The following is a 23380-nucleotide window of genomic DNA, read 5'->3' on the forward strand; positions in this document are numbered from 1 at the left end:
CGTCACCGCGCCGCCACCTGCCGACTCGCCGAACAACGTCACTTTGTCGGGATCGCCACCGAAAGCCGCGATGTTGCCTTGAACCCATTGCAGCGCTGCAATCATGTCGCGGAGAGCGACATTGGGCTCGAAGGTATGTTCACTCGAATTGAAGGACGAGAAATCGACGAAGCCGAACACACCGATGCGGTAGTTGATCGAGACGACGACAACGTCGCCGTTCTCAGCCAATGTGGTTGCGTCGAAAAGTGGTTGGCTGGACGCTCCGCGGAAATACGCTCCGCCGTGAATCCAGACCATCACCGGTTTACCCGGCGCATCAGAACCGACGGGGCCCGGTGCCCACACGTTGAGGAACAGGCAGTCTTCGTCCATCGGAACGTTCTCACCGAGCGGGATCATCGCGAGCCGACTTTGCGGCTCACACGGTCCGAATTCTGTTGCGTCCTGGACCTCGGTCCACGGCTGCGGCGGAACCGGCGCGCGAAATCGCAGCGCACCGACCGGAGGTGCCGCGTAACGAATCCCCTTCCAACTCGACACCGAGCCTTTCGTCGATCCTCGAACCGGCCCGTACGTTGTCTCGACTACCGGCGCTTCGCTGGGTGTGATCGTCATTCGATTTCTCCTCGAAAACAAGTTGCTACTTCGACAGGGCTTCGACAACGTGCGAGAGTTCCAATGCTGCCAGCATCAGGAACAAAACGGTCATGATTGCCGCATTGTGGCGGATCAGAGTGCTTTTGGTGGCGCTCAGTGCATCGGTCACCTTCGCCGAGGGCACGGCAGCCAATGCTGACAGCACGATCAAGGCGATGGACGCCGCTACCGCGAACAGAACGGAGTACGCGACCACTGATACCCAGCCGAGGTGCCCGCCACCGATGATCGAACCTGCCTTGAGTTCGAGCGGCAGGTTCTTCGCGTTGGGTACGGTCAACAACAGTCCCAGAACCGCAGCTTTGGCCGGTTGCATCGAGTCGATCTGCGCCAGCCACGACGGCATCGCCGGCTCGGCATCGTCTTTCGGACGGCCACGCCAACTCGAGTACGCGAGCGCCAGAAAACCGACAGTGAACACGACGGCGAACACCGTCTGGACGGTATGCGCGCTGCCGCTGGACTTCGATTCCACTCCGGTGGTCGAGAGTGCCGTCGCTGCTGTAATCGCTGCCGCGGCCAGCACGATGCTCGCGGTGTACGCGAATGCATTTGCCTTCGCCCGAGTGGACAGCAGGATCGCGATGATCGCAACCAGAGGAATCGGGCTGATGACGACGCCGGTGGCGAGTGGGATGAGCTGCGCAGTAATCGATTCCATTTCTGCGACCGTACAAGCGGCCAATCCGGCCATTGGCGAAACGTTCGGCCTCCACGACATCGCCACTCACGGTGTCACAGAAGCACGGCTGTGAGGACCACCCGGTCTTCCTCTTCGACAAGTTCGAGGGACGTTACCGTACCGGCGAGCGATTCAAGCCCGATCCCTGAGTCCCGTGCCACCGGCATCCGACCCGGCGAACTGATCCGCACTACTACCGCCCGAGCATCGGCGAGTGTCACCTCGAGGAAGACGGGCCCTCCTGCACCGTGTTTCACGGCGTTGGTCAGGCCCTCCGACAGGATCTCCACCACGCTGTCGAGCCGAGCGGAGCCGGAACCGATCACCGCCCAGACTTCGTCGTCGACGTGACTGACGACCGGAATTGCGTAGCGCCACACCGTGACAAGATCATCGATACGCTTTCGGGCATCGGAGTCAGCCGGCTGATCGGATGACGCAGACAGGTCGCTTTCCAAGCCGTCGAGAATGTGGGCAATGGTTGCCGCAACATCGACTGGGCGACCGGCAACGGCGCCCGAAGACCATGCGGCCGCTACGAGTTCGCCCTGCACCGACGAGTGCAACAACCTGGCCAGTCCACGTCGGGTGTGCATGAGCTCGGCATGGATACGAGCTGCATCGAGCGCTTGCCGGCTCAGGGCACTGCGGAGTTGACGCTCCTCGTCCTGACGCTGCGTATCCGCAGCCCTGATCAGGCAGACGGACAGCGCAACCAACGGGTAGACGGCCATCGACGAGAGATAGAAAGTCGGGGTACGGCCGAACACCGTCAGGAGCAGCCACGTCGCGGTACTGCTGATCAGCGCACTCGAGCAGTACACCGCAGAAAGAGTCGCGATCCGTCTCAGAGGGCCGTCTCCGCTGCTGACAACTCGGCGAGCGCACGCATTGCCACCGACGAAGAGCCAGAAACCGACGCCGAGCTGGACCGCCGTGAACGTCACGCCGTAAGTCGTGAGCAGGTAGACGGTCACCAGTGCCGTGTACGCGAACACCGGTACGTACAGTGGCGCCGGTTCAACACTGCGTACGACGCCGATCAGTCGATCTCTCGCCGTCAGCCGCACAGTCGGCGTCGGTGATTCGATCGGGGGAATCTCCCGGAACAGTCGATGACTCATCGGGCGAACCACGTCGTCCGAGATTCGCTTCAAGAGCGCTGCTCCTCGCACTCCCTCGAGTTCCGTTTCAGCAACCGCGTGCATGACCGTCTCGATACTGCGCTCGAGCTCTCGCCGACACTGCGCACGGGTTTGGCCGAGGCGGAATCGATCCCGGGTCTGTTGGAGTTGGACGGCGGCCCCGGCAACCTTCAAACTCCGTTGCAGCGCGAGGCGGTCACGGAGAGCGCTTACCAGTACGGCGGTCAACGACAAGAAGACAACGCTGCACACGACGTTGAGTCCCACACGGACGAGCATCGGTCTGGGGTCGACGGGGAGTTCGAGCGAGCGGGTGATCGCGTCGAGGACGAACGGGCGGATCGCGCCGATCACTGCGAACAGGGCCAGGGCTGCGAGCTGCGATCGGTGTGCTGCAAGAACAGCCCTCGCCATCAGCAGCATCAGCCCGACGACGCAGTGGGTCGCGAAGGCGCCGACTGCCATCACGCCTACTTCGCGCACCCCGGTACACAGGTAGTAGTTGGCCATCACGGTCACCGCGAACGGCAGCGTCAGAATCCAGGACCACTTGGTGACGATGTTCCGATCACCGAGTCGAAGCCACCACTCGCGCGGGTTCACACCGAGTCGGTCACTTCGGGCACACCGAAATGGCGGATGAAGATACTCGCAGCAAGCACTCGCGGATTGGTGGACGAATCGTGCGTCAATCCCAGGCTCTCGAGAGTGCGCGCGATGAGCTTCTCCACACCTCGGATCGAGGACCCACGATGCGCTGCGATTGCGCTGTTCGACCACCCGAGCGAGATGTAACGCAGAAGATCGAGCTGTGATCTGGTGAGGCTCGACAAGGCGGAGTCCGGATCACTCCCGAGCGCCGGTGGCTCGGTTTCCGTCAACGCGGCCTCCACTACGCCGATCAACTGATCCGCCGACTGGACAGCCGCCTTGTCCACGAACAGCGATTTCGGCGGCACACCCGCAGAACCTGGCGCTGTCGATGCGTTGGGGTAGTTCGTCAGGAACACGATCGCGCAATGCGGAGCCTTCACGGTGACGATGTTCGCGAGATCGACGCCGTTCGGCCGCACGCCAAGGTCGATGTCCGTGACCAAGAGGTCAGGATCGAATCCGTCGAACTCCGTGAGCGCTTCGACCGCCGATCCGGCCGTATGGACCACGAACCCGGCGTGTGTGAGCGTGTCACCGACGAGCGCACGCATCAGTGGTTGGTCTTCCACCACCAACACCCGTCGCACCCACTGGCTGGTCTCCATGACCAGAGATTAACCGTTGGGAGAGTGCGTATTCGACCGAGCAGGTGGTGACGGATTCCGAGTAACACAGCAGTTATCAACCACGCGGGTTCCAAGCATTTCGCCCGATATGTCCCAAGCGTCGGAGCGCAGGGTGTTCCGAGTACACACCCCTTCGACCATCAGGACGGGCCATGACCGCACCGATCACCCCGAAGAACACCGCAGTACGACGAGCCACTTTGCTGGCAGTATGCGTGAGCACCGCAATGCTCATGCTCGACATCGCCGTCGTCAACACCGCCCTGCCGTCGATCGCATCCGATCTCGATACCGAAGTCAGCGCCCTGCAATGGGTGATCGACGCGTACACGCTGGCATTGGCGACGGTGGTTCTCAGCGCCGGATCGTGGGCAGACCGACGGGGTCGACGCCATGTTTTCATCATCGGCATTCTGTGGTTCACCACGGCATCTCTGTTCTGCGCTCTGGCGCCGAACATCTGGGTGCTCGACCTCGCGCGGGCCGCTCAGGGTATCGGCGGTGCCGTACTCTTCGCCTGCTCACTTGCCTTGCTGGCGGACGTGTTCGAGAAGGGTCCCCAGCGCGCGACTGCTCTGGCTGCATACGGCGCCACGATCGGGGGCGCGTTTGCCGTCGGCCCACTGGTGGGCGGGTTGCTCACCGAGTTGTTGGATTGGCGCGCAATCTTTTTGATCAACGTTCCGATCGGGTTGATCACACTGGCGATGACGGTGCGGTGGGTTCCCGAGTCACGCGATCCTCGGCCTCGCCGCGCGGACGTGCCCGGGCAGATTCTGGTGTCCACCGGCCTGGCAGCTCTGGTGTTCGGTTTGTTACGCGGTAACGAGGATGGGTGGTTCGAGCCGCAGCCGATGATCGCCGCGGTGATCGCCGCGGCCGCCATGATCGGTTTCTCCCTGCACGAGCTTCGTACCACCGAGCCCATGCTGCCCCCGCATCTGCTCGCCAATCGGGCCTTCGCCGGAGCGCAGATCGCAGCGTTCTCGATCTCCGCCTCCCTGTTCGCGGTGTTCGTCTACACGACCATCTACCTGCAGAACGTGCTGCATCTGTCTCCCGTGGACGCCGGCCTGGTGTATCTACCGGCGACGATAGCGATGTTCGTCGTCGCGGGCGCCACCGCGAAATTGGACGGGCGCATCCCCGTCTCGGTCTCGTTGACGTGCTCGCTTCTACTCGTCTCGGTGGGGCTGGTCATGATGACCGTCGTCGACGTGACCAGTTCGCCGTACGCGATACTTCCCGGATTTGTTGTCGCGTGCGTGGGGGCCGGGGTGTTCAACCCCGTCATGAGTGGGTTGGTTCTGGGCGAAAGCACTTCGAACCATTCCGGATTGGCCGCAGGGATCAACGACGCGTTCCGGCAGACCGGCATCGCAGTCGGGGTTGCCGTGCTCGGCGCCTTCCTTCCGGCGCAGTCGATGCTGCCCGGCGGACCACCGGACGACTTTGTCGGTGGACTTCGGTTGGCACTGTTTGTCGCAGCCTTCATCGCAGCTCTCGGTGCGTTGGTCTGTGCGGCGACGCTGCGCACTACCAGCGTCAACCAGACTCTTTCCGAGGAATCCGAGCAGATGTTGACGAGAACTAGTTGACCGTTTTGTCCTGCATGTATGAATTTCGCTCCTTAGAATCGAACCGTCCTGCGTCCGCAGGTACGAGGGGAAACGGATGATCTATCGACTGCTCGGGCCGTTGGAGGTCGCACGGGGTCCGGCGACGAGCGACGTGATCGATCTGGGCCCTCGAAAACAACGAACGGTCCTTGCCGTTCTACTGCTCAACCGTGGTCGCGTCGTCTCCACCGACCGGCTGATCGATGCTCTCTGGCACGACGACGCACCGGCGAGTGCGATGGCAAGCATCCAGGCGTATATCTCCAACCTGCGCCGAGCGCTACGCGTCGAAACCGGTACGGCGTCACCGATAGTGCGTCAATCGCCGGGCTATGTCCTCGAGGTCGCTCCGGCAGACGTCGATCTGTCGGTGTTTCTCGACGACGCCGAAACGGCGCGACAACACGCTGAGAACGAACGGTGGCAGCAGGCTTTGACGACCGCTGACCGTGCCCTCGCCTCGGTCCGGGGGCAGCTTCTGGACGACCTGAACGACGCGCACTGGGTGGAGGTGGAAGCCGCAGCCTTCGAGGAAGTGCGGACCGAGTGCCGGGAGACCCGGATAACGGCGCTTCTGGCTCTGGGGCGCCTGGCACCCGCGCTGGTCGAAGCTGCTCAACTCTGTAGCGAGTACCCGTTCCGCGACCGGACCTGCTGGCTGCGAATGGTTGCCCTGCATCGGGCGGGCAGGTCACCGGAAGCCTTGGAACAGTTTCGATTACACGCGTCTCGGCTCGACGCCGAGCTGGGACTGGAGCCCGGCGGGGAGCTGACAGCATTGCAAGGCGCAATCCTGCGCCACGAACCCGGCCTGGCCGCCTGGCCGCGCACTCCGGGATGGACGGGGGCCGAACAAGTGTCGGTCCCGGCTTCTCCCCCAGCCGTAGCAGCGATGCCCGAGACGGATTCCTCACGCTTGTTCGTCGGGCGCGACGCTCAGACGATTGTCGCCGACAAGATGCTCGACGACGTTCGCCGTGGCTCACCTCGCTGGTTGATCTTGACCGGCCCCGCCGGCATCGGCAAGACACGATTCGCCGAGGAGTGTTCGTCGAGAACAACGTCCATTCGAGGAGCCACCGTCTGGGCACGTTGCCCGGAGGACGACGGAACGCCGCCGTGGTGGCCGATCCGCCGACTGGTTCGGGAACTCGGAGCCGACGCCGATTTCGTACTGACGCCGCCGACGGACATCGATCCGGACGAAGCGAGATTTGCCGTCTACGAACGGGTTCGCACCACCATCGAAGCTGCGGCGAAAGATGCACTGTTGACCGTCGTCATCGACGACATTCAATGGGCCGATCCCACGTCCCTTCGTTGCCTGACCTACCTGGTCGGCGCAATGACCAGTGCCAGAGTCTGGTTCGTGTCGACGCTCCGAGACTCGGAAGTCGGGCCGGCAATGCGCAAGTTCGAAGAAGCCGTACTCCACGGCGAAGGAAACCGAACCATGATTGTGCCGGCGCTCGCGCAGGGCGAGGTTGCAACACTCGCAAGGTGCGTCTCCGGGGACTGGCTCGACGACGCGGAGGCGCGAACCCTGGCGGAACGAACCTGCGGCAACCCGCTGTTCGTCTCGGAGTACGCCAGGCTTCCCCGGAACGAGCGACTGGGCGACGGCATCCCCGTCGCCGTTCGATCTGTCCTCGGTCGACGGCTTGCCGCAGTGGAACCGGCAGTGTTGCACGCTCTTCGGGTTGCCGCAGTTATCGGCGACGCCATCGAGGTGTACACACTGGCCGCAGCCACCCGTCTCGATGTCGACACTCTCGCCGACCATCTCGACGCGGCTGCTGATGAACGAATCATCGTCGCGGACTCGGCAAACGGCGGTTACGTCTTTGCTCACGGCCTTCTCCGAGACGAAGTCCTCGAAGCGATACCCACGCTTCGTCGCCAGCGGATACATGCCCGAGTTGCCGAAGTGCTCGAAAATTCCTCCGATCCGGACCGGCTGAGCCGCCGCGCGCAACATCTGATGTCGGCACTTCCCCTGGTCGATCCACTCGTCGTTCTGGAGGCATGCACGGCTGCAGCTCAGGATGCGACCGATCGGTGGAGTTCGGAGACCGCGGCCGAGTGGTGGGAGGCAGCTGTCCGCGCGTTCGACTTACTTCCGGTGTCCCAGCAATCCGCTGACGATCGGGACGACCTGCTGGTGGCCAGAGTCGAGGCCCTCGCCCGCGCAGGTCGAGGGCAGACAGTTCTCGACGTCGTCAATGCCGGTCTCCTCGAGGCTGTTCGGGAGGGGCGAACCTCCGCCGTCGGACGATTGGCAGGCGCATTACTTCGGGCCGCCGGTGCGTGGCCGTGGGTTTCCTACGGTACCGATCCGGGACCACTGCTCGAACGGCTCGCGGCGGTCGAGCCCTTGGTCGAGAACGGCAGTTCAGCTCACGCACGGGTTCTTGCTGCGCTGGCGGTGGGAAGTTGCTACCACCCCGAAGCCGAGATCCCGAATCGATGGAGCGCCCGTGCTCTCGACATCGCCCGCGAACTCGACGATCCGGATGTGATCGCGGACGCGCTGCTCGGACGGATTCTGCTTTTCTCCGGAGTCGCGGTGCACAGCGCGGAGTCCATGCGCCTACTGCGCGAGCTTTTCGAACTGCCGCACCAACAATCGCGTGTCGACAGCGTCGTCGCACACGCCGTCGCGAGCATGACGGAGATGAATCTGGCCAATGTCGATGCTGCCGTCAAACACGTCAGGCAGGGGATCATCGGCTGCGAGCTACTGAGACTCCCGGTGGTTCGGGTCCAATTACGCTGGATGGAAGCAACTCTCGCCGAATGGTACGGAGACTTCGCGCAAGCCCGCCGGCAGTACGAGACGGCCAGGCAGATCCATCTGCAAACGGAGTTGTACACGGCTGGCAGCGCAGATCTGGCGTTCAACACTCTGGAATGGGAGCGAGGTGCGTTGGCCGAATCTGATCCCGGTGTCGTGGAACCTGATTCGTGGACCATCGCCATCGACGCCGCCCGAGGCGAGCGCGAGGCCACTTCCGACGGCATCAAGAAGTGGCTGATCAATCGCGGGCCACAGACGTGGACGACATTGGGACACCAGACACTACTTGCACGCGTCGTGGCAGATCTGGAACTGGTCGAATACGCCGACACCTTCATCGAACTTCTCTCGCCACACACCGGCTGCATCGCAACGGTGGGCCATGTCGGTGAACTGGGCTCGGTCGCCGAAGCCTCCGCTCGGCTGCACGCGCTTCTCGGTCACGTCGAGCAGGCATCGACTCTCCTGGATCAGGCCGAGAAGATCGCAACTGGCTCCGGTGGAGCACCAACACTGCTGCGCTGTCGACTGCTTCGGGCGCTGCTTCGAGAGCCGTCCGCCGAACGTGAACGGGAGCTGACGGAAGTGGCGGCCGAATCGGAGACACTCGGCATGCGGGGCGTAGCTGAACGAGCGCGATCGACATGGCCCTGAACTGCGAGAATGCGCTTGGATAAAACTTGGATCCGCTTGGGATACATACGTCAAGAACCACCCAAGCCTGTTCGGACATCCTTCCCTTGACCGAAAGACGGATGAGGAAAGGAAGACCATGAACCTTCAAACCCCCACGCTCGACGCCGCGGTCGAATCACTGCGCGCAGAGGTGACCGGCTCCGTTTCCCTGCCTGGCGAAACGGGATACGAGTTGGCGATTCCGTGGAATGCAGCGGTTCCCGTCGCGCCTGGCGCTGTGGTGGCAGTCGAGAGCGCGCAAGACATTGCCGCAACGGTGCGATTCGCGGCGAAGTTGGGTCTGCGCGTCGGTGTTCAGCGCACCGGCCACGGCGCGGTCCCTCTCGGCAGTGACGTTCTCCTCGTCCACACCGGCAGGCTCACGGAGTGCGTCGTCGACCCCGAAAACCGCACTGCCCGAATCGGCGCGGGCTTGATCTGGCAGGACGTCATCGACGCTGCCGCACCCCACGGCTTGGCGCCACTGGCAGGTTCTTCACCCACTGTCGGAGTCGCCGGCTTCCTCACCGGCGCCGGCATCGGCCCGTTGGTGCGCACGTACGGGCTCTCGTCGGATCACGTTCGTTCGTTCGACATCGTCACCGGCAGTGGCGAACTCATTCATGTCACCCCCGACGAACATGCCGAATTGTTCTGGGGGCTACGCGGCGGCAAGGCCACACTGGGCATTGTCACAGCCATCGAGATCGACCTACTACCGGTCACCCACTTCTACGGCGGTGCACTCTATTTCGACGGCGCAGATGCAAGCGCGGTCGCGCACGCCTGGCTGGACTGGGGCGCCGACCTGCCTGAGCACAGCTCGACCTCTCTTGCCTTTCTGCAACTTCCACCCCTTCCACAGGTTCCGCCACCGCTGGCCGGCAGGCTCACCGTCGCGGTCAGATTCGCAAGTCTTGCCGAGGAATCCGATGCCAAGTCACTGATCGACCGAATCCGTTCAATCGCAACACCCTTGATCGACGCAGTCGGTGTGCTGCCTTATGCCGCCCTCGGGGCAGTGCACGCCGATCCCGTCGACCCGAATCCGACGCACGAATCCACGGCATTGACCAACGAGCTGTCACACGAGGCCGTCGACGCACTGCTCGCCGCTGCCGGCCCCGGATCCGGTTCACCCCAAACCGTCGTCGAATTACGTCTCCTCGGGGGCGCCCTCGCACGGGAACCTGAGCACCGCAGCGCCTTCTGCCATCGGGACGCTGCCTTCTCGCTGTTCACCGTCGGAGTTCTTGCCCCACCGATGGTCGACGCGGTAGTCCCGCACGCCGAGACTCTCGGACGAACGATGGCGCCATGGACGAACGGGCATGCACTGCCCAACTTCGCGCCGAGCGTCGACCCGGAGAAGATCGCCCGCACCTACGACGAGGACACCGCTCACTGGCTGAGCGCTTTGGCGGACACGCATGATCCACAGGGAGTTCTGGCCGTCGGTCAGGTCATGCGCCGGATCTCCTGAACTTCGCCAACTCTCGCAACCGGACCAGATCCCAGGCGTGCCGGGGGCGACGGATACCCGGTCGATCTCGGGGGACTCTGACCCTCAGCGCCTGCGGACTGACCGTGCATCTGACCGGAGTTGGCATCACCAGCGCCTCACCGTCGACGCCGACCGGAATCTCGTCGGTGTCGGCGTCGACGATCACCTCGAATCCGGTGCCCTGAGCCAGACCGTGTTGATGCGCCCGATGGAGCAACCCGATGGCCTGACGTGCACTGCTGACGGAGATCGCGACGATTCCGAGAGTGCCCCGGTCCAATCGCGGCCGATGACCGAGCCCCGCCAGGTCGTTCATCTCGTACGGGCCGTTGCTGACCAGCACAGCCTGTGGACCCACCGCGGACACGCTCGGGGAGCGCGCAGTCAGCACCGCTCCGGCACGTCCGGCGAGGAGATCCGGGAGCATCTGCAAGAAGGTGCTGGTCTTGGCGTCGCGGTACTCCGGACTCTGGACTACCTCGGCGTACGCCCCGAACGATGCGTTGTTGACGAAAGTTCGACCGCCGACATTTCCCAGATCCACCGTGACCTCGACGCCGTCGACGAGCGCGTCGAGGCACCGAGATGGATCCTCGAGATCGAGCCCCAGATCCGCGGCGAAGTGGTTGCGCGTTCCCGCGCTGACGACGAGGAAGGGCAGGTCGTGTTCGGCCGCGACAGCAGCAACCAGTGCCTGTGTTCCGTCGCCACCGGCCACACCGAGTAGGTCGGCGCCGTCCGCGACCGCCTGCCTGGCCAAGGCCGTCACGTCGATCTTCTCGGGCCCCTCGAGCAGTGCGACCGTGGCCCCCCGTTCCTCGGCCTTGCGTTTCAAGTCGAACTTCTCGACCTTGCCACCGCCGGAGTTCGGGTTCATCACGAAGAACGGTTTGACGGGCGGCGGTGCAGTTCGCTCGACAACCGGCAATTCCTTCTCCTCCCCCTCCAAGGCGGTGCGAGCGAAGATACCGGCTACGACGAACAACCCGATCGCAAGGAGCACCACCCACAGGAGGCGTTCTCGGACCAGGAAGGTGAGCACCACGATCGGCGTCAGAACCGCCACGGCCAACGAGAGCCAGCGGAGGAATCCGCGGGTGGTCAGAAACCAGTACACGGCTACGACGCACAAGACCACCCCACCAATCCCCAGGATCAGCATGGTCAAGGTTTTCAGTCCGGCGAAGATCAGGAGCACCGCGACTGCAAGAACCAGGGCCGCGAAGGCTGCGCGCGCCAACCAACTCTGTTTCGACGAGGGCCGATCCGTGTGGGCAGAGGTCGTCATCGAGCCACCTCCCCGCGATTGTCATTTCGGCCGGTACTTCGACGCTATCCCTTCAACGCAGGCCAGTCACCTACCGGCAAGAATCTCGCGATCACGCACTGCTACTTTATGACGACACCTCGTCATAAAAAGGAGTAGCCGTGACAACACCGACGTCCGAAGCGTGGGAATCCGCCGAAGGAACCCTGACCGGCATTCGGAAAGCCGGACTCCACGGACTACGTTGGACGGCCTGGTTGGCCGTCGCGACAGGTCTCGCACAATTGGTGTCGATCGGGCTGAACTTCACCGACACTGTCAGCGGAATCGTTCCGGCCACGTACCCGCCTGTAGATGTGGCGTGCAGCGTCGTCGCGCTCGTTCTTCTGGTCAGCCTGCTTGTCGGCCGCCCCAACGGTCCCGCGATGTTGTCGAGTCTCGCCCTCCTCATGGCCATGCTGATGGCGCCCACCCTTCACAAACACGCACCCGAGTCGCTCTGGCTGGCGGCGGCACACGCCGTCTCGGTCGTCGCCGTCATCATGCTGTCCGTGATGACTTCGCGGTTCTCCAGTGCCGAGTTGGATCGGTCGTGACACCGGATTCACCCCTCTCGCTTGCAGCTGAGGAATGGATCACTGATCTCACTACCGCGGAGATGGAGCGATTGCGCAAACGCACGACGCTCACACTCGCCGAAGAACAAGAGGTCTGCCGATCCGTACGCTCGATCGCGCAGCAGATGATGCTCGCACCCGTCTCGATGTGGCAAGGTGATCCGCGCCTTGTTGCGGACCTGTTCGACCTCCCCGTGACCGTGAATCAGACCCAGGAGGATCGACCATGCCGAAGTTGACCGGTGGTGCGACAACCGCTGAGCACAAAATCGCCACCCGAGAAGCCATGTTGGACGCGTTCATTCGCGAACTTCACGAGCAGGGCTGGCAGAACGTGAAGCTGCAGACGGTGGCCCAGGCGGCCGGCGTCTCGCGGACAGCGGTGTACAACTACTTCCCCGACAAATCCGCGTTACTGCTCGCCTGGTCCACCCGCGAGATGGATAGATTCCTACTCCTGGCCGAGCGTGAACTCGCGGACCGCGAGAATCCTGTGGACCGACTCGAAATCCTCGTCAAACTGACACTCGTCGAGTTCTCACTGCAACGATTCACAGGAATCGCGTTGGTCGAATTGTTGTCAGCGCAGGATCGCGAAAGTTTCCTCGAACATATTGTCCCGCTGTCGGTTCTGGTCGAACAGCTCGTCCAGGAAGGTGTCGACGCCGGTGTCTTTGTCGATTCCGATGCTGCCGCATCCGCGCAACTCATCCTCGCCTGCGTGGAAAGCCGACGCCCGATGCTCATGGCCGGCGACCGAGTGGACGCCGTCGTAGCGACCACCGTCCCGTTCATCATGCGCGCGTTGGGCGTTGCGTGGCCGACTTCCCTCGCGGCCGAACCCTCCGATCGCTCTGCTCACGATCGGTAGGATCGCAGGTATGCATTTCGACCTCCCGCCCATCGATCAGCAGGCCGAGCGATTGATCGAACTCGGTGTTCACGAGATGGCCGGACTTTCTGCCGGCGATGTCAGGGAGGCCGCAACCGGGCACGGTGATGTCGGACTACTCACCGTGCACGAAAAACTGGCTCCGGCTTCAGTTCTGACTCCGCTGCTCGAGCTCGAGAACAAGCGCGGATTCATAGTCGTCGACATGGCGGACGTCGATCTGTTCGCCCCCACCGAGCAGGCAACGCTGCCCGAAAGCTCATTACATCTGCTCAGTGGAGTCGACCGCGGGGATCACCTGGCCAACTGGAGCCCGGACGAAGCATTGCCCGCAATCGTCGACGCAGACCGTACGCCGCTGACGCTTACCGAAGGCATCCACTGGCTGTTGCAGCGCCCCGACATTCTCGAACGCGGAAAGTGTTTCATGACCATCGGCTCCCGACTGCGCAAACCTGACGGATCCTTCGACACCAGAACTCCCGCCGTGTGGATCAGCAACGGAACCGGTCGCGACGGCAAAGACAACCGCAACGCCCCGAAAATCGGGTGGTGCTGGTGGGGTAACCGCCACACGTGGTTGGGGTTCGCATCGGCGAGCGACCGGGTACCGCTCCCGAACTAGAGCACGGTTGCGCGGTCGAATCGGTACCGATCCTTCCACGGCATCTCGGCCTCGAGCATTGCAGCGGCAGAGAGTAATTCCGCGTCGCAACCCCATTTCGCCGAGATCATCACGCCGAGTGGAACGCCGTCTTCCGTCCAACCGAGTGGCAGACTGATCGACGGGAAACCGGTTGCATTGGCGACGACGGTGTTTCCGGTGAAAGCGACCATGTCGATCAGTTCGGTCGCGGGATCTTCGTCGTTGCGCAACTCCCCGATCGCAAGCGGCGGCTTCGTCACAGTCGGAGTGACAACAAGGTCGGCGTCGGCGTAGTCGAGACTCCATCGTCGCGCCCAGGCCTGAACAATTCCGATTGCCGCGGCCAGCTCGCCCGAAGGCACCTCGTTTGCTTGAACTCGCAAGTGTTGCACTATCGGACGCAGAAGGTGTTCGTACTCCTCCGGGATCGGCTTGGTTCCCGCCAAAGACGAGAACATCTTGACGAAAGCATCGATGAAAATGTCATCGCGAGCCTGCGGTCGCTCGAACACGTTGTGGCCCAGACCCTCCAGCACAGACCCAACCTTCGATACAGCAGCCGAGAGCTGCGCATCCACGGCTCCGCCGGAGACCGATCCGTGAGCAAGAGCGACGGTCAAGGGGCGAGCCCGAACTCCCCCGGCCTGTACGACGAACTCTTCGAACGACTTCGGCCGAGGCGGGTGGATAGTTCCGGCGCCGGGTCGCGTCGCCAGAACGTCCAGCAGCGCAGCGGTATCGCGAACTGTCCGGGCGATCGGCCCCTTGCTCGCAAATCCGAAGTTGTCATGCCCCGCCACGCCCATCGTGATCAAACCGCGGCTCGGCTTGAGGCCGACGACTCCGCACGTACTTGCCGGCGAACGCAACGAACCGGCGGTGTCACTTCCCTGTGCAAACGGCACCAGACCAGCGCCGACGGCGGCAGCAGCGCCGCCACTGCTGCCGGCGGCACTCCGCGTGCGATCGAACGGGCTGCGAGCAGGCGGAGCGACTTCCGGCTCGGTGTAACAGGCTGCCCCGAACTCGGGCACCGTCGTCTTACCGATGTCGATCAACCCACCTTCTCGGATCGCCTCGACGATCTCGTCGTCAGCGTCCGGCACGAAGTCGCGAAACAGCGCCGATCCGAAGGTCGTGCGAATGCCGCGCGTTGCGTCGAGGTCTTTGATTGCCGTCGGAACGCCGAACAGACGCGGAAGGGGCCCGGCGTCCCGCTCGTCCAACCTGCGCTGCGCTTGTTCGGCGAGGGCGACAGCGTGCTCCCCGGCGATCGTCGTGAAGGCGCCGACGTCATCGGCAGTGGTCGCACGGTCGACGAAGTACCTGGTGACTTCGGGAATCGAGACCTGCTTGGCGGCGATCACACCGGCAAGTTCGACGGCGGACAGTTGATGGAGATCGGTCATCGGGCAGCGCTCCTTGGAGGTCGATGGACACTTGTAATTTCGATACGCGTATCGCTATTGTTGTCAGCATGGTATCCGAATCCACCAGCTCTGCAAGGGCTGGTCGACCAAAAGCATTGAGTCACAGACAGATTCTTGATGCCGCGGCAGAGATCGCCGATACGGACGGCCTGGATGCGGTGTCATTTCGAGTGCTCGCCGAACGACTCGGCATATCGCCGATGTCCGTCCACCGCACAACCGGCGGCATCGACGCCTTGAGGCGAGATCTGATCTCGACTCTCGTAGGCGAAGCCGTCTCGTCGATCGACTGGCCGACCGACTGGCGCGGGGTTGCCCGCACGTTCGCCTACGGCCTCCACGACCTCCTGATGCGCCATCCCCTGGTCCTGGAAGCCCATCGGCAGGCATCACTGGAAGCACCCGGGGCCGACGATACCGCCCACCGAGTCGTGAGCGCCCTTTCCTTGGCCGGCCTCGAGGACGAGCAGGCCACGTACGCATACGGCGCGCTGCATGATTTCGTCACCGGACACGTCGCAATTCAATTGGGACGCGGCGCTTTCGACAGCGCACCTGCCGATCGACGCGAGGCATCGGTGTTCGCACTTCATCACGATCCCACCCGAAGGTTCGAGTTCGGAGTCGCCCTCATCCTGGACGGTGTGGCGTCGATCGCGCAGCAAGGAACCACACCATGACGAGCAGCGTGACCACAACCGAAATTCGCGACGCGTCGGGGCGTCGTATCGCATTCTGCGAGTACGGCGATCCGACTGGCCACCCGGTAGTCGTGGCCCACGGATCACCTGGCAGCCGATACGAAGGGCTCTCACTCCACAACGCGTCTTCGACGGCAGGCATACGGCTGATAGTCCCCGATCGACCCGGCTTCGGACGCACGGATCCCTACACGGACAAGGGATTTCATTCCTGGGACGACGACTTCGTCACCCTGGTCGATCACCTCGAGTTGGGCTCGGCCACACTGATGGGTTTCTCCGGAGGCGGCGGTTACGCGCTCGCAGTCGCTGCAGCCGTTCCCGAACGAGTCTCGAAACTGGTGCTGGCGTGCGCCATGATCCCCGGGGCACCGCGAGATACTTTGCGACGCAGAATAAAACTGGTATCTGCGTTGTACTTTGCCGCCACCTGGGCTCCCCGTGTGGCCGGCGCAATGCTCGCAGGAACCGGAGTGTTCTCCAAGCTACGCAGCGACTCAGTCTCGATCTGGCCGGCCGCCGATCAGGCAGTCATGACCGACGAGGTACATCGCCCCGCTCTCCAGTTGGATTCATCCGAAGGGATCGCACAGGGTGGATCCGCAGGGTTTGTCGACTTGGCTCGGTATCGCCACGAGGTGCCTGGACTCTTCCAATCGATCTCGGTACCAACGGTTTTCCTGCACGGAACCGACGACGGAAACGTACCCATCGAAGTAGCCCGCTGGGCACACTCGTTGATTCCCGACTCTCGCTTCGAAGAGATCAACGGAGGCGGCCATCTGTTCGTCGTCGCCGACCCCACTCCACTCCTTCGCGCCCTCGCCTAATTCCCTCTTGACTCGAACGCGTGTTCGAGTACCCTTTGGGGAGGGGATCGGGGGATTCAATGAGTGTCTTGTTGTCGGACGTGGTGTCGGGTTCTGCGGTGGGGTTACGCGGACGGTTGTGGCAGTTGTCTGCTGCGGAGTTGCGTGCTGCTGCTGTCGAGGCGAGTGCGGAGATTCTGCGCCTCGAGGCGGTGCGTGTGGCCGTGGTGGACGAGTTGTCGTTGCGGCCGGATGATCAGGTGATTGCGAGCCGCGGTGTCGGTTCGTGGTTGGCGGCTAACACGATGCTGCAGGTTCGGGACGGGAAGAAGATCGCCGCGTTGGGTGCTGCTTTGCGGCCGTTTCCGGCGGTGGCTGCTCGGTTCGATGGTGGGGATTGCTCGTTCGATCATGCTGTGTTGATCGTGGCGTTCTGTGAGTCACCGCCGAAGGGGATGCCGGAGGAGGCGCTCCCTCGTTGTATCGACCTACTGTTGGCGGCTGCATCCGGTGTCGAGTCCACGACCACGAAGGTGCGGAACGTGATCGCGACCTTGGAGCGGTTGTTCGAATCCGATGAGATCCCGCCCGCCGAGGATGCCGATCTCAACGAGTTGCGGATCGCGTCGACATTGAACGGTCGAGTGGTGGTGCGTGGGGATTTCGATGCCCTCACCGGTGAAATGTTGTTGTCGGCGTTGTCGAATTTGACGATGCCGACCCCGGCACCCGATGGAACCCCGGATTCTCGGTCGGCGGCGAAACGGACGGCCGACGGGTTCACGGAACTAATCCGGCGGTATCTCGATTGCGCTAAGACCGGAACCGATGGTGGGCAGCGTCCGCATGTGAACGTGCACATCAATGCTCGGGATCTGGCTGAGCATCGGGATTGCGCCGCCGCGCCCTCCGATGGTGAAGAGTCTCCGTCTGATCTTGATGTCGGGCACATGCCGTGGCTCGGACCACTGTCGGTGTCGCAGAGCAGGCTTCTCGGCTGCGACTGTTTCCTGTCGACCGTGCTGCTCGACGGTCACGGGGCGCCGCTCGATGCGATACCAGGGAAGAGGTTGGTCACCGCCGAACAACGGACTGCGTTGATTGCCCGAGACAGAGGCTGCGCCTTCCCGGGCTGCACATGCGTACCGGCGTGGACTGATGCGCACCATATCCGGCACTGGGCGAACGGTGGCCCGACGGTGATGAACAACCTGGTCCTGCTGTGCCGTTCACATCACCGGTTGATGCACCGGAAATCCGGGTTCGTCGGGAAATGGGAAATCCGAATAGGCGCCGACAACAAACCCTGGTTCATCCCACCACCCTCGATCGACCCCGGGCAGCACCCACGGCCGGCGAACACCACCTTCAAAACCTGAGAGGTCAAACCTCTTTGGCGACAACAGAACACGGACCAGCGCCGCATCGAGGAGACCTCGATGCGGCGCCAAAAAACATGCTCAGCCCAAGTCGGCGACAATCCGCTCGGCGAGAGGCCGTGACGACGCCGGATTCTGACCGGTGTAGAGCTTGCGGTCCACCACGACATAAGGCGACCACGCCTCAGCCTTCGAGAATTTGCCGCCCAATTCGCGTAGGCGAGTTTCGAGCAGCCACGGAGCCTTGTCCGCCAGACCAGCCTGCGTCTCCTCTTCGTTGGTGAACGCGGTCAGCTGATAGCCGTCGAACAGCCAGCTTCCATCGGGTCTCTGGGCCGGCAGGAGTGCCGCCGGCGCGTGACAGACCGCCGAGACCACCTTGTCCGCGTCCAAGAAGTTCACGAGAAGCTCACCGAAGGATGCCGACACCGCAAGATCCTCCATCGGTCCATGTCCACCCGGTACAAAGACCACGTCGTAATCGGCAGCATCGGCGTTCTCCAGAATCTCCGGCGAATCGAGCACCGGCTGCAGATCGGCGATGTACTTGCGCATACGGTCGGCGCCTTCTTGGCCGCCGTTCACCTCGGGCGCCAGGCTTCCCTCGTCCACAACGGGAGCTTTACCGCCAGGCGTCGCGATCACGATCTCGTAGCCGGCGTCGACGAAAACGCGATGCGCCTCGACCAGTTCTTCCGCCCAGTACCCGGTCGGGTGGGGTGTTCCGTCCTTCAGCGTCCAGTGATCTGCAGAAGTGACCGCAAACAACAGCTTTGTCATCGCGCAACCTTTCGTCGGTAAAGGAACCCATTGGTGACAAGACACCATCTTCAAGGCCCGATCAATGAAATAACGTCCAGTCAGTGCAACACGCTGCCGTTGTGAGAATTCCTCACCACCGCAGAATCACGTCACCCGTCAGGTCCCGATCGGCTTGCCGAACAGTCCTGCGACGAGTTCACCGACCGCATCCACCCAGACTGGCCAGGTCCTCTGATCAAGCGCCATGGATCCAGCGTCGAAGGTGCTGCATCCCTGCTGAGCAGGCACACCAGCGAACCGATCACGAAGCCACAGTAGAGCACTCGGCAATGCGACGACTTCCATGCTGACGTGCTCACTGAAGTGGTCTCTGGTGTAAACGACACTCGCAGAAGGATCTTGGCAATAGGTATCGACAAGTTTGTTCACCGGGCCAACAGGCACCAACCAGTCGGGATTCGACTGATAAATGTACATCGGCACGTCAGGAACCGACTTACCCATGGCAGCTCGGGAGAGCGCAGCTCTCACCGTGGGGTGTTGGACGGGATCTCCCGGGACATCGAGGAAGCCCTTGATGTTGAGGAAGGGCACTGCAGCTGACGTCCAGAGCATGCACAGGTTGTCCTTGGCAGCGAAAAGCGCTCGGCCGGCAGGGTTTATGTGCTGATCGATGAAGCCTGCAAGTTCAGGATCTTCTCGGCTCACTCCGATTACACCGGCAGCGACGATCCCGGCCCCTAGAGCGTTGTTGGCATTGTCGAGCAAAGCGCCGAGATCCGCGGCAACACCACCTTCGGCGACTCCGACGATATTCAGTTCCGGCGCGTACGCCTGCCGTATTTCAGCTGCGTGACCGGTAGGAATCGATCCACCCGAGTAGCCGAGCAGCCCTACGCGAGTTGACCGCCCTTGTAGCTCCATGGGTTCGAAGTTCTCAGCAGCACGGATACCGTCGAGCGTGATCCGGGCCGCGACGGGGCCGGAGGCGAAGGAAGAATTGGGTCCCTGATGATCGGGCACCGACAATGCCCAACCCTGCGCCAGTGCCGCCTGCACTTCGAGGAATTGAGCCCCACCGGTCGCAGCGCCCGTCACCAGCCACGGCAACGCGCCTTGCTGCATGACATACGAAGGTGCGCAGTAGTTTCCGAGTGAATCCTCTGCCATCTGAAAGGACAGCAGCGGGCGCCGGCCTCCATCGCGAGTGTCGCCACGCGGCTTGATCACTGTGGTGACAGCAGGAATCGCCTCGCCCGCAGCATTATTGGATCGATACGAGATCTGCCACGCATCCACGTTGGTCGGAATCAGGTTGAGAGTACCGAGATTCACCGCACGAGCGGCGATGATCTCACCCGGTTGCTTGGATTCGACGACCTCGACAGGCGGTTCATAGAAGGCCTGGTCCAGTTCAGGCAAAGGCGGTGCAACCGCAGGCGGCAGGGCAGGCTGGACCTGAATTTGGGCGGGAACACCTTCGTCCGGTGCCGCTGAGGCAGGTGCCGAAAGTCCGATCTGCCCGATTACTGCAATCACGGCAATTGCGAGGCCCCCGCGTTGTCGGTCAGTTGTCCAGCGTCGTCCCATACCAATTCCTCCCCGGAAAAGCACAGATTGCCTTGTGTTGCCGCAGTTCTCATCACGAGCACACAAGTTAGATGCGAGTGTCTAACACATTGAGGACGAGAGTAGAGCGTTGTGGGCCGGATTACAATCCCCTGGTGTTCGTGACCTATTCGTCGGCGTGAAGGGGCGCGTCGTCGATCAACGCATTCAAGAGCACCGTCATCAGATCGACCAGTACCGACACGGGAGGACGAGGCTCCGCAGTGCTCCACTGGTGCACCAGCGCGGTAAGCGCGCCGATGAAGGCGGTGGACGCCCACCGGTAACCACCTGGCGGTTCGTAATCGTCGCCCACGATCCCTTTGATGATCGACTCGAAAAATGTTGCCCAGACCGAACGTTGGTCCACACGATGCTTTTCCACCCGGGGACTGACACCTACGACGTCGATGAAGGCAACGTGTGCGCGTCGTGGGTCACTTCCGACCGACTCGACGAAGGCGGCCATGGCCGTCGCTGCCTTGTCACGGAGATTGACCGAAGGCTCTGCATCGAGTGCGTCGACCATTGCAATTCTGGCGTCGAGTTGAATCTGGTCATACAGCGCGAGGAGTAGATCCTCGCGACTACCGAACTCGTCGTAGAACTGCCTTCTGGCCAGACTCGCGGACGCGCAGATATCCGCCACCGAACTTGCGGCATACCCCTGGTCTGCAAACACACTGAGAGCAGCATTCAAAAAGAGGGAACGGCGTTCGGCCTTCCGAGCCGCGACCGACCTTCCGCCGTAGTTTCTGTCTGTTTCAGCGATTGCCACGTCTGCCAGAGTATGCGGCATCGCGCCGCACACAAAACGCATCTGACCTGCTGCGAAGTTCCTTCACCACCACTACCGGCGCATCGGCACTGCAGCACGATCAGGCCAATACGAAGGCCACGGCAAAAAGTGTCCAGGCGGCAGCGAGAACCGTTGACGCCGCAGTAACTGCCCCGGTCACGGCAGGTCGAGTGCTGCGGTTGCGCGCGGCGATGATCCCGACCGTCACCAAAGTCAACGCCACCAGGAACGACAAAACCACGATTTTCACCAGCAACCCCTTCGACGACGGTCAACAGAACCGGAGACCATTTAGATAGTACACAAATAGATCGTGCATTAATTAAACTCAAAGTCCGTCAGGGGACTCTTGACAGAATTCAACAGCGCCTGTCAGGCTAGTCCTGACGAAAGGAGAACTTCTCATGGAAGACCTGATCGAACGCGCCCTGACTGCGAAGATCGAGACCGCCGCGATCACCACGGTCAACGCCGCGATCACCGAGGCCGGCACTCAGGCAGACAAGATTGTCGGAACAGATCCTTTACCTGGCAGCCCTGGGTGGGAGGCAGAACAGGACACCGACATCCCGGCGCAGCGTCAGATGGCGTGGCAGTTGGCCTGTTTCCGGATTCAGCTCGCCGCAGGTATCGATTCGACGGCAAGCGTCATGAGCCTGCGTAGATTCGGCGCAACATGGTCAACCATCGGCCGCGCTGCCGGAATGACCCGTCAGTCCGCGCATGAACGGTGGGGTCGACGTGTATCGGACATGCTCGATCCCTACGGAGTCGGGATGCCGCCCATGGTGCCCAATGATGATCCGACTCAGCCCTGACTAACAATCGCGTGACTACCGATCCGGCAGCAGCGCATCGGCTTTCGCGACCAGCACAGCGCGCTCACGCTCGTTCCCGGCCAGCCGAGCCGCTTCGAGGAGTTCGGTTCTAGCCTCCTCGGATCGGCCGAGCTGACTGAGCAGCTCCCCCCGAACGCTGGGAAGCAGGTGGTAGTCGGCCAGTTCACCTGAAGCGACAAGCTTGTCGACGAATTCGAGCGCAGGGCCAGGACCGTATGCCATGGATACCGCCGCCGCATGATTGAGGTCGACCACGGGCGATGGCGCCAGTTGCGCCAGAGCCTCGTAGAGGATGACTATTTTCTTCCAATCGGTGTCTTCGAAAGTTGCTGCTCGCGCATGACATTCGGCAATCGCCGCCTGCAGGCCGTACGGGCCTCGTCCACGCCCGACGGCGTCAGCTCGTTCCAGCGCGGCAAGCCCACGCGAGATCTGTAGGCGATCCCACCTCGTCCGATCCTGGTCAGCCAGCAGGATGGGCTCACCGGTCGAGGTTGTCCGAGCGCCGAATCTCGAGGCTGTCAGCTCCATCAAAGCGACAAGGCCGTGTACCTCGGACTCCCTGGGGACCAATTCGGCGAGTATTCGCGCGAGCCGCAGAGCCTCAGCACTGAGCTCCGCCCGCATCCACTCTTCCCCGGAACTGGCTGCATAGCCTTCGTTGAACACCAGGTACAGCACTCCGAGGACGGCGCTCAATCTGCTCGAAAACTCTTCTCGCCCTGGAACTTCGAAAACCGCTTTCGAGGCGGTCAGCGCCTTCTTCGCGCGGACTATCCGCTGCTGCACCGTCGCCGTCGGCGTGAGGAACGCTTTCGCAATCTCTTCCGTGGTCAAACCACCCACCACTCGAAGCGTCAACGCCACCTGCGCTTTTCGATTCAACACGGGATGGCAGGCGATGAACATCAGGCGAAGGACATCGTCGTCGATGCGGTCCGGATCCCAGCTGACGTCGTCGAAATGTGAAGCGTCGTTCTCGAGTTCACGCGCAAAGTGGGCGTAGCGCTCGTCCAACCCCTCACGTCGTCGCCACCCGTCGATTGCTCGTCGTGTCGCCACAGATGTCAGCCAGGCAGCGGGGTTTCTCGGAACCCCCGTCGCGGGCCACTGCTCGACGGCTTCGAGCAGAGCCTGCGCGGCCAGATCCTCGGCGAGATCAAGATCTCCGACGGTGCGAGTCAACGTGGCGACAATCTTCGCGGATTCGATACGCCAGACCGCGTCGACAGCCTTTCTCGTTTCTTCTCGCACCGCCTCGTCGGTCAT

At 62.5% G+C, this 23380-nt stretch carries 22 protein-coding genes; 11 read left to right on the forward strand and 11 right to left on the reverse strand.

What is annotated here, in order from left to right; genetic code table 11:
• The 4 genes from ACYP01_RS15880 to ACYP01_RS15895 all read right to left on the reverse strand — a co-directional run.
• Positions 1-618, reverse strand: a 618-nt coding sequence (locus ACYP01_RS15880; protein WP_459681045.1) for a carboxylesterase family protein, incomplete at its 3' end; no start/stop codon positions are given.
• Positions 619-643: 25 nt separating this feature from the next.
• Complete coding sequence (locus tag ACYP01_RS15885; protein WP_003942973.1) at positions 644-1321, reverse strand: GAP family protein; 678 nt, start codon at positions 1319-1321, stop codon at positions 644-646.
• Between the two features lie 74 nt (positions 1322-1395).
• Positions 1396-3090 carry a sensor histidine kinase gene (locus ACYP01_RS15890; RefSeq protein WP_459681048.1) on the reverse strand — a complete coding sequence of 565 codons (1695 nt, stop codon included), beginning with the start codon at positions 3088-3090 and terminating at the stop codon, positions 1396-1398.
• A complete protein-coding gene (locus tag ACYP01_RS15895; protein ID WP_058038412.1) occupies positions 3087-3746 on the reverse strand; it encodes a response regulator in 660 nt (219 codons plus the stop codon). Before ACYP01_RS15895 ends, ACYP01_RS15890 begins: the two co-directional genes overlap by 4 nt.
• A gap of 173 nt (positions 3747-3919) precedes the next feature.
• Here ACYP01_RS15895 and ACYP01_RS15900 point away from each other — a divergent pair, with 173 nt between their 5' ends.
• The 3 genes from ACYP01_RS15900 (at position 3920) to ACYP01_RS15910 (ending at position 10341) form a co-directional block, all read left to right on the forward strand.
• Positions 3920-5365: an MFS transporter gene (locus ACYP01_RS15900; RefSeq protein WP_058038413.1), complete on the forward strand. Its 1446-nt coding sequence runs from the start codon at positions 3920-3922 to the stop codon at positions 5363-5365.
• Between the two features lie 76 nt (positions 5366-5441).
• Entirely contained in the window at positions 5442-8837 is a 3396-nt protein-coding gene (locus ACYP01_RS15905; RefSeq protein WP_459681051.1) for a BTAD domain-containing putative transcriptional regulator, read from the forward strand.
• Between the two features lie 118 nt (positions 8838-8955).
• Entirely contained in the window at positions 8956-10341 is a 1386-nt protein-coding gene (locus ACYP01_RS15910) for an FAD-binding oxidoreductase (protein WP_459681053.1), read from the forward strand.
• Here the strand turns inward: ACYP01_RS15910 and ACYP01_RS15915 are convergent.
• Entirely contained in the window at positions 10322-11650 is a 1329-nt protein-coding gene (locus tag ACYP01_RS15915; protein ID WP_459681055.1) for a diacylglycerol/lipid kinase family protein, read from the reverse strand. The genes ACYP01_RS15910 and ACYP01_RS15915 overlap by 20 nt on opposite strands.
• Positions 11651-11790: 140 nt before the next feature.
• Here ACYP01_RS15915 and ACYP01_RS15920 point away from each other — a divergent pair, with 140 nt between their 5' ends.
• From ACYP01_RS15920 to ACYP01_RS15935, 4 genes are read left to right on the forward strand one after another with little or no spacing between them, the layout of a single operon-like run.
• Positions 11791-12225, forward strand: coding sequence for a hypothetical protein (locus ACYP01_RS15920; protein ID WP_459681057.1), 435 nt, complete (start codon positions 11791-11793; stop codon positions 12223-12225).
• On the forward strand, positions 12222-12485 hold the full coding sequence (locus ACYP01_RS15925) for a hypothetical protein (RefSeq protein ID WP_007730221.1): 264 nt from the start codon (positions 12222-12224) through the stop codon (positions 12483-12485). The genes ACYP01_RS15920 and ACYP01_RS15925 overlap by 4 nt, the downstream gene beginning before the upstream one ends.
• Entirely contained in the window at positions 12473-13117 is a 645-nt protein-coding gene (locus ACYP01_RS15930) for a TetR/AcrR family transcriptional regulator (RefSeq protein ID WP_054188290.1), read from the forward strand. The genes ACYP01_RS15925 and ACYP01_RS15930 overlap by 13 nt, the downstream gene beginning before the upstream one ends.
• Positions 13118-13127: 10 nt before the next feature.
• A complete protein-coding gene (locus ACYP01_RS15935; protein ID WP_209922462.1) occupies positions 13128-13763 on the forward strand; it encodes a DUF5701 family protein in 636 nt (211 codons plus the stop codon).
• On the opposite strand, the gene ACYP01_RS15940 is transcribed toward ACYP01_RS15935, so the two are convergent.
• Entirely contained in the window at positions 13760-15193 is a 1434-nt protein-coding gene (locus ACYP01_RS15940) for an amidase (RefSeq protein ID WP_209922461.1), read from the reverse strand. The two genes, ACYP01_RS15935 and ACYP01_RS15940, sit on opposite strands and share 4 nt — an antisense overlap.
• A 116-nt stretch (positions 15194-15309) precedes the next feature.
• On the opposite strand from ACYP01_RS15940, the gene ACYP01_RS15945 reads away from it, so the two are divergent.
• The 3 genes from ACYP01_RS15945 to ACYP01_RS15955 are packed head-to-tail and all read left to right on the forward strand — an operon-like array spanning position 15310 to position 18103.
• The gene (locus ACYP01_RS15945) at positions 15310-15894 is read left to right on the forward strand and encodes a TetR/AcrR family transcriptional regulator (protein ID WP_230587537.1); all 585 of its coding nucleotides are present in this window, start codon (positions 15310-15312) and stop codon (positions 15892-15894) included.
• Positions 15891-16745: an alpha/beta fold hydrolase gene (locus ACYP01_RS15950; protein WP_459681062.1), complete on the forward strand. Its 855-nt coding sequence runs from the start codon at positions 15891-15893 to the stop codon at positions 16743-16745. Before ACYP01_RS15945 ends, ACYP01_RS15950 begins: the two co-directional genes overlap by 4 nt.
• 59 nt (positions 16746-16804) lie before the next feature.
• Positions 16805-18103 carry an HNH endonuclease signature motif containing protein gene (locus ACYP01_RS15955; RefSeq protein ID WP_459681064.1) on the forward strand — a complete coding sequence of 433 codons (1299 nt, stop codon included), beginning with the start codon at positions 16805-16807 and terminating at the stop codon, positions 18101-18103.
• 81 nt (positions 18104-18184) lie between these two features.
• On the opposite strand, the gene ACYP01_RS15960 is transcribed toward ACYP01_RS15955, so the two are convergent.
• The 4 genes from ACYP01_RS15960 to ACYP01_RS15975 all read right to left on the reverse strand — a co-directional run bounded on the left by ACYP01_RS15960 (position 18185) and on the right by ACYP01_RS15975 (position 21522).
• The gene (locus tag ACYP01_RS15960) at positions 18185-18883 is read right to left on the reverse strand and encodes a type 1 glutamine amidotransferase domain-containing protein (protein WP_030537402.1); all 699 of its coding nucleotides are present in this window, start codon (positions 18881-18883) and stop codon (positions 18185-18187) included.
• Positions 18884-19021: 138 nt separating this feature from the next.
• Positions 19022-20455, reverse strand: coding sequence for a lipase family protein (locus ACYP01_RS15965; RefSeq protein ID WP_459681067.1), 1434 nt, complete (start codon positions 20453-20455; stop codon positions 19022-19024).
• A 145-nt stretch (positions 20456-20600) separates the two neighbouring features.
• Positions 20601-21293, reverse strand: a complete 693-nt coding sequence (locus tag ACYP01_RS15970; RefSeq protein ID WP_136471013.1) for a TetR/AcrR family transcriptional regulator — start codon at positions 21291-21293, stop codon at positions 20601-20603.
• A 58-nt stretch (positions 21294-21351) separates the two neighbouring features.
• On the reverse strand, positions 21352-21522 hold the full coding sequence (locus ACYP01_RS15975; RefSeq protein ID WP_168798814.1) for a hypothetical protein: 171 nt from the start codon (positions 21520-21522) through the stop codon (positions 21352-21354).
• 154 nt (positions 21523-21676) lie between these two features.
• Between ACYP01_RS15975 and ACYP01_RS15980 the strand changes: the two genes are divergently transcribed.
• On the forward strand, positions 21677-22090 hold the full coding sequence (locus ACYP01_RS15980; RefSeq protein WP_042448201.1) for a hypothetical protein: 414 nt from the start codon (positions 21677-21679) through the stop codon (positions 22088-22090).
• 15 nt (positions 22091-22105) lie between these two features.
• Here the strand turns inward: ACYP01_RS15980 and ACYP01_RS15985 are convergent, their stop codons facing one another.
• Positions 22106-23380 carry an RNA polymerase sigma factor gene (locus ACYP01_RS15985; protein ID WP_459681072.1) on the reverse strand — a complete coding sequence of 425 codons (1275 nt, stop codon included), beginning with the start codon at positions 23378-23380 and terminating at the stop codon, positions 22106-22108.

The sequence above is a fragment of the Rhodococcus sp. no. 34 genome (assembly GCF_054589475.1).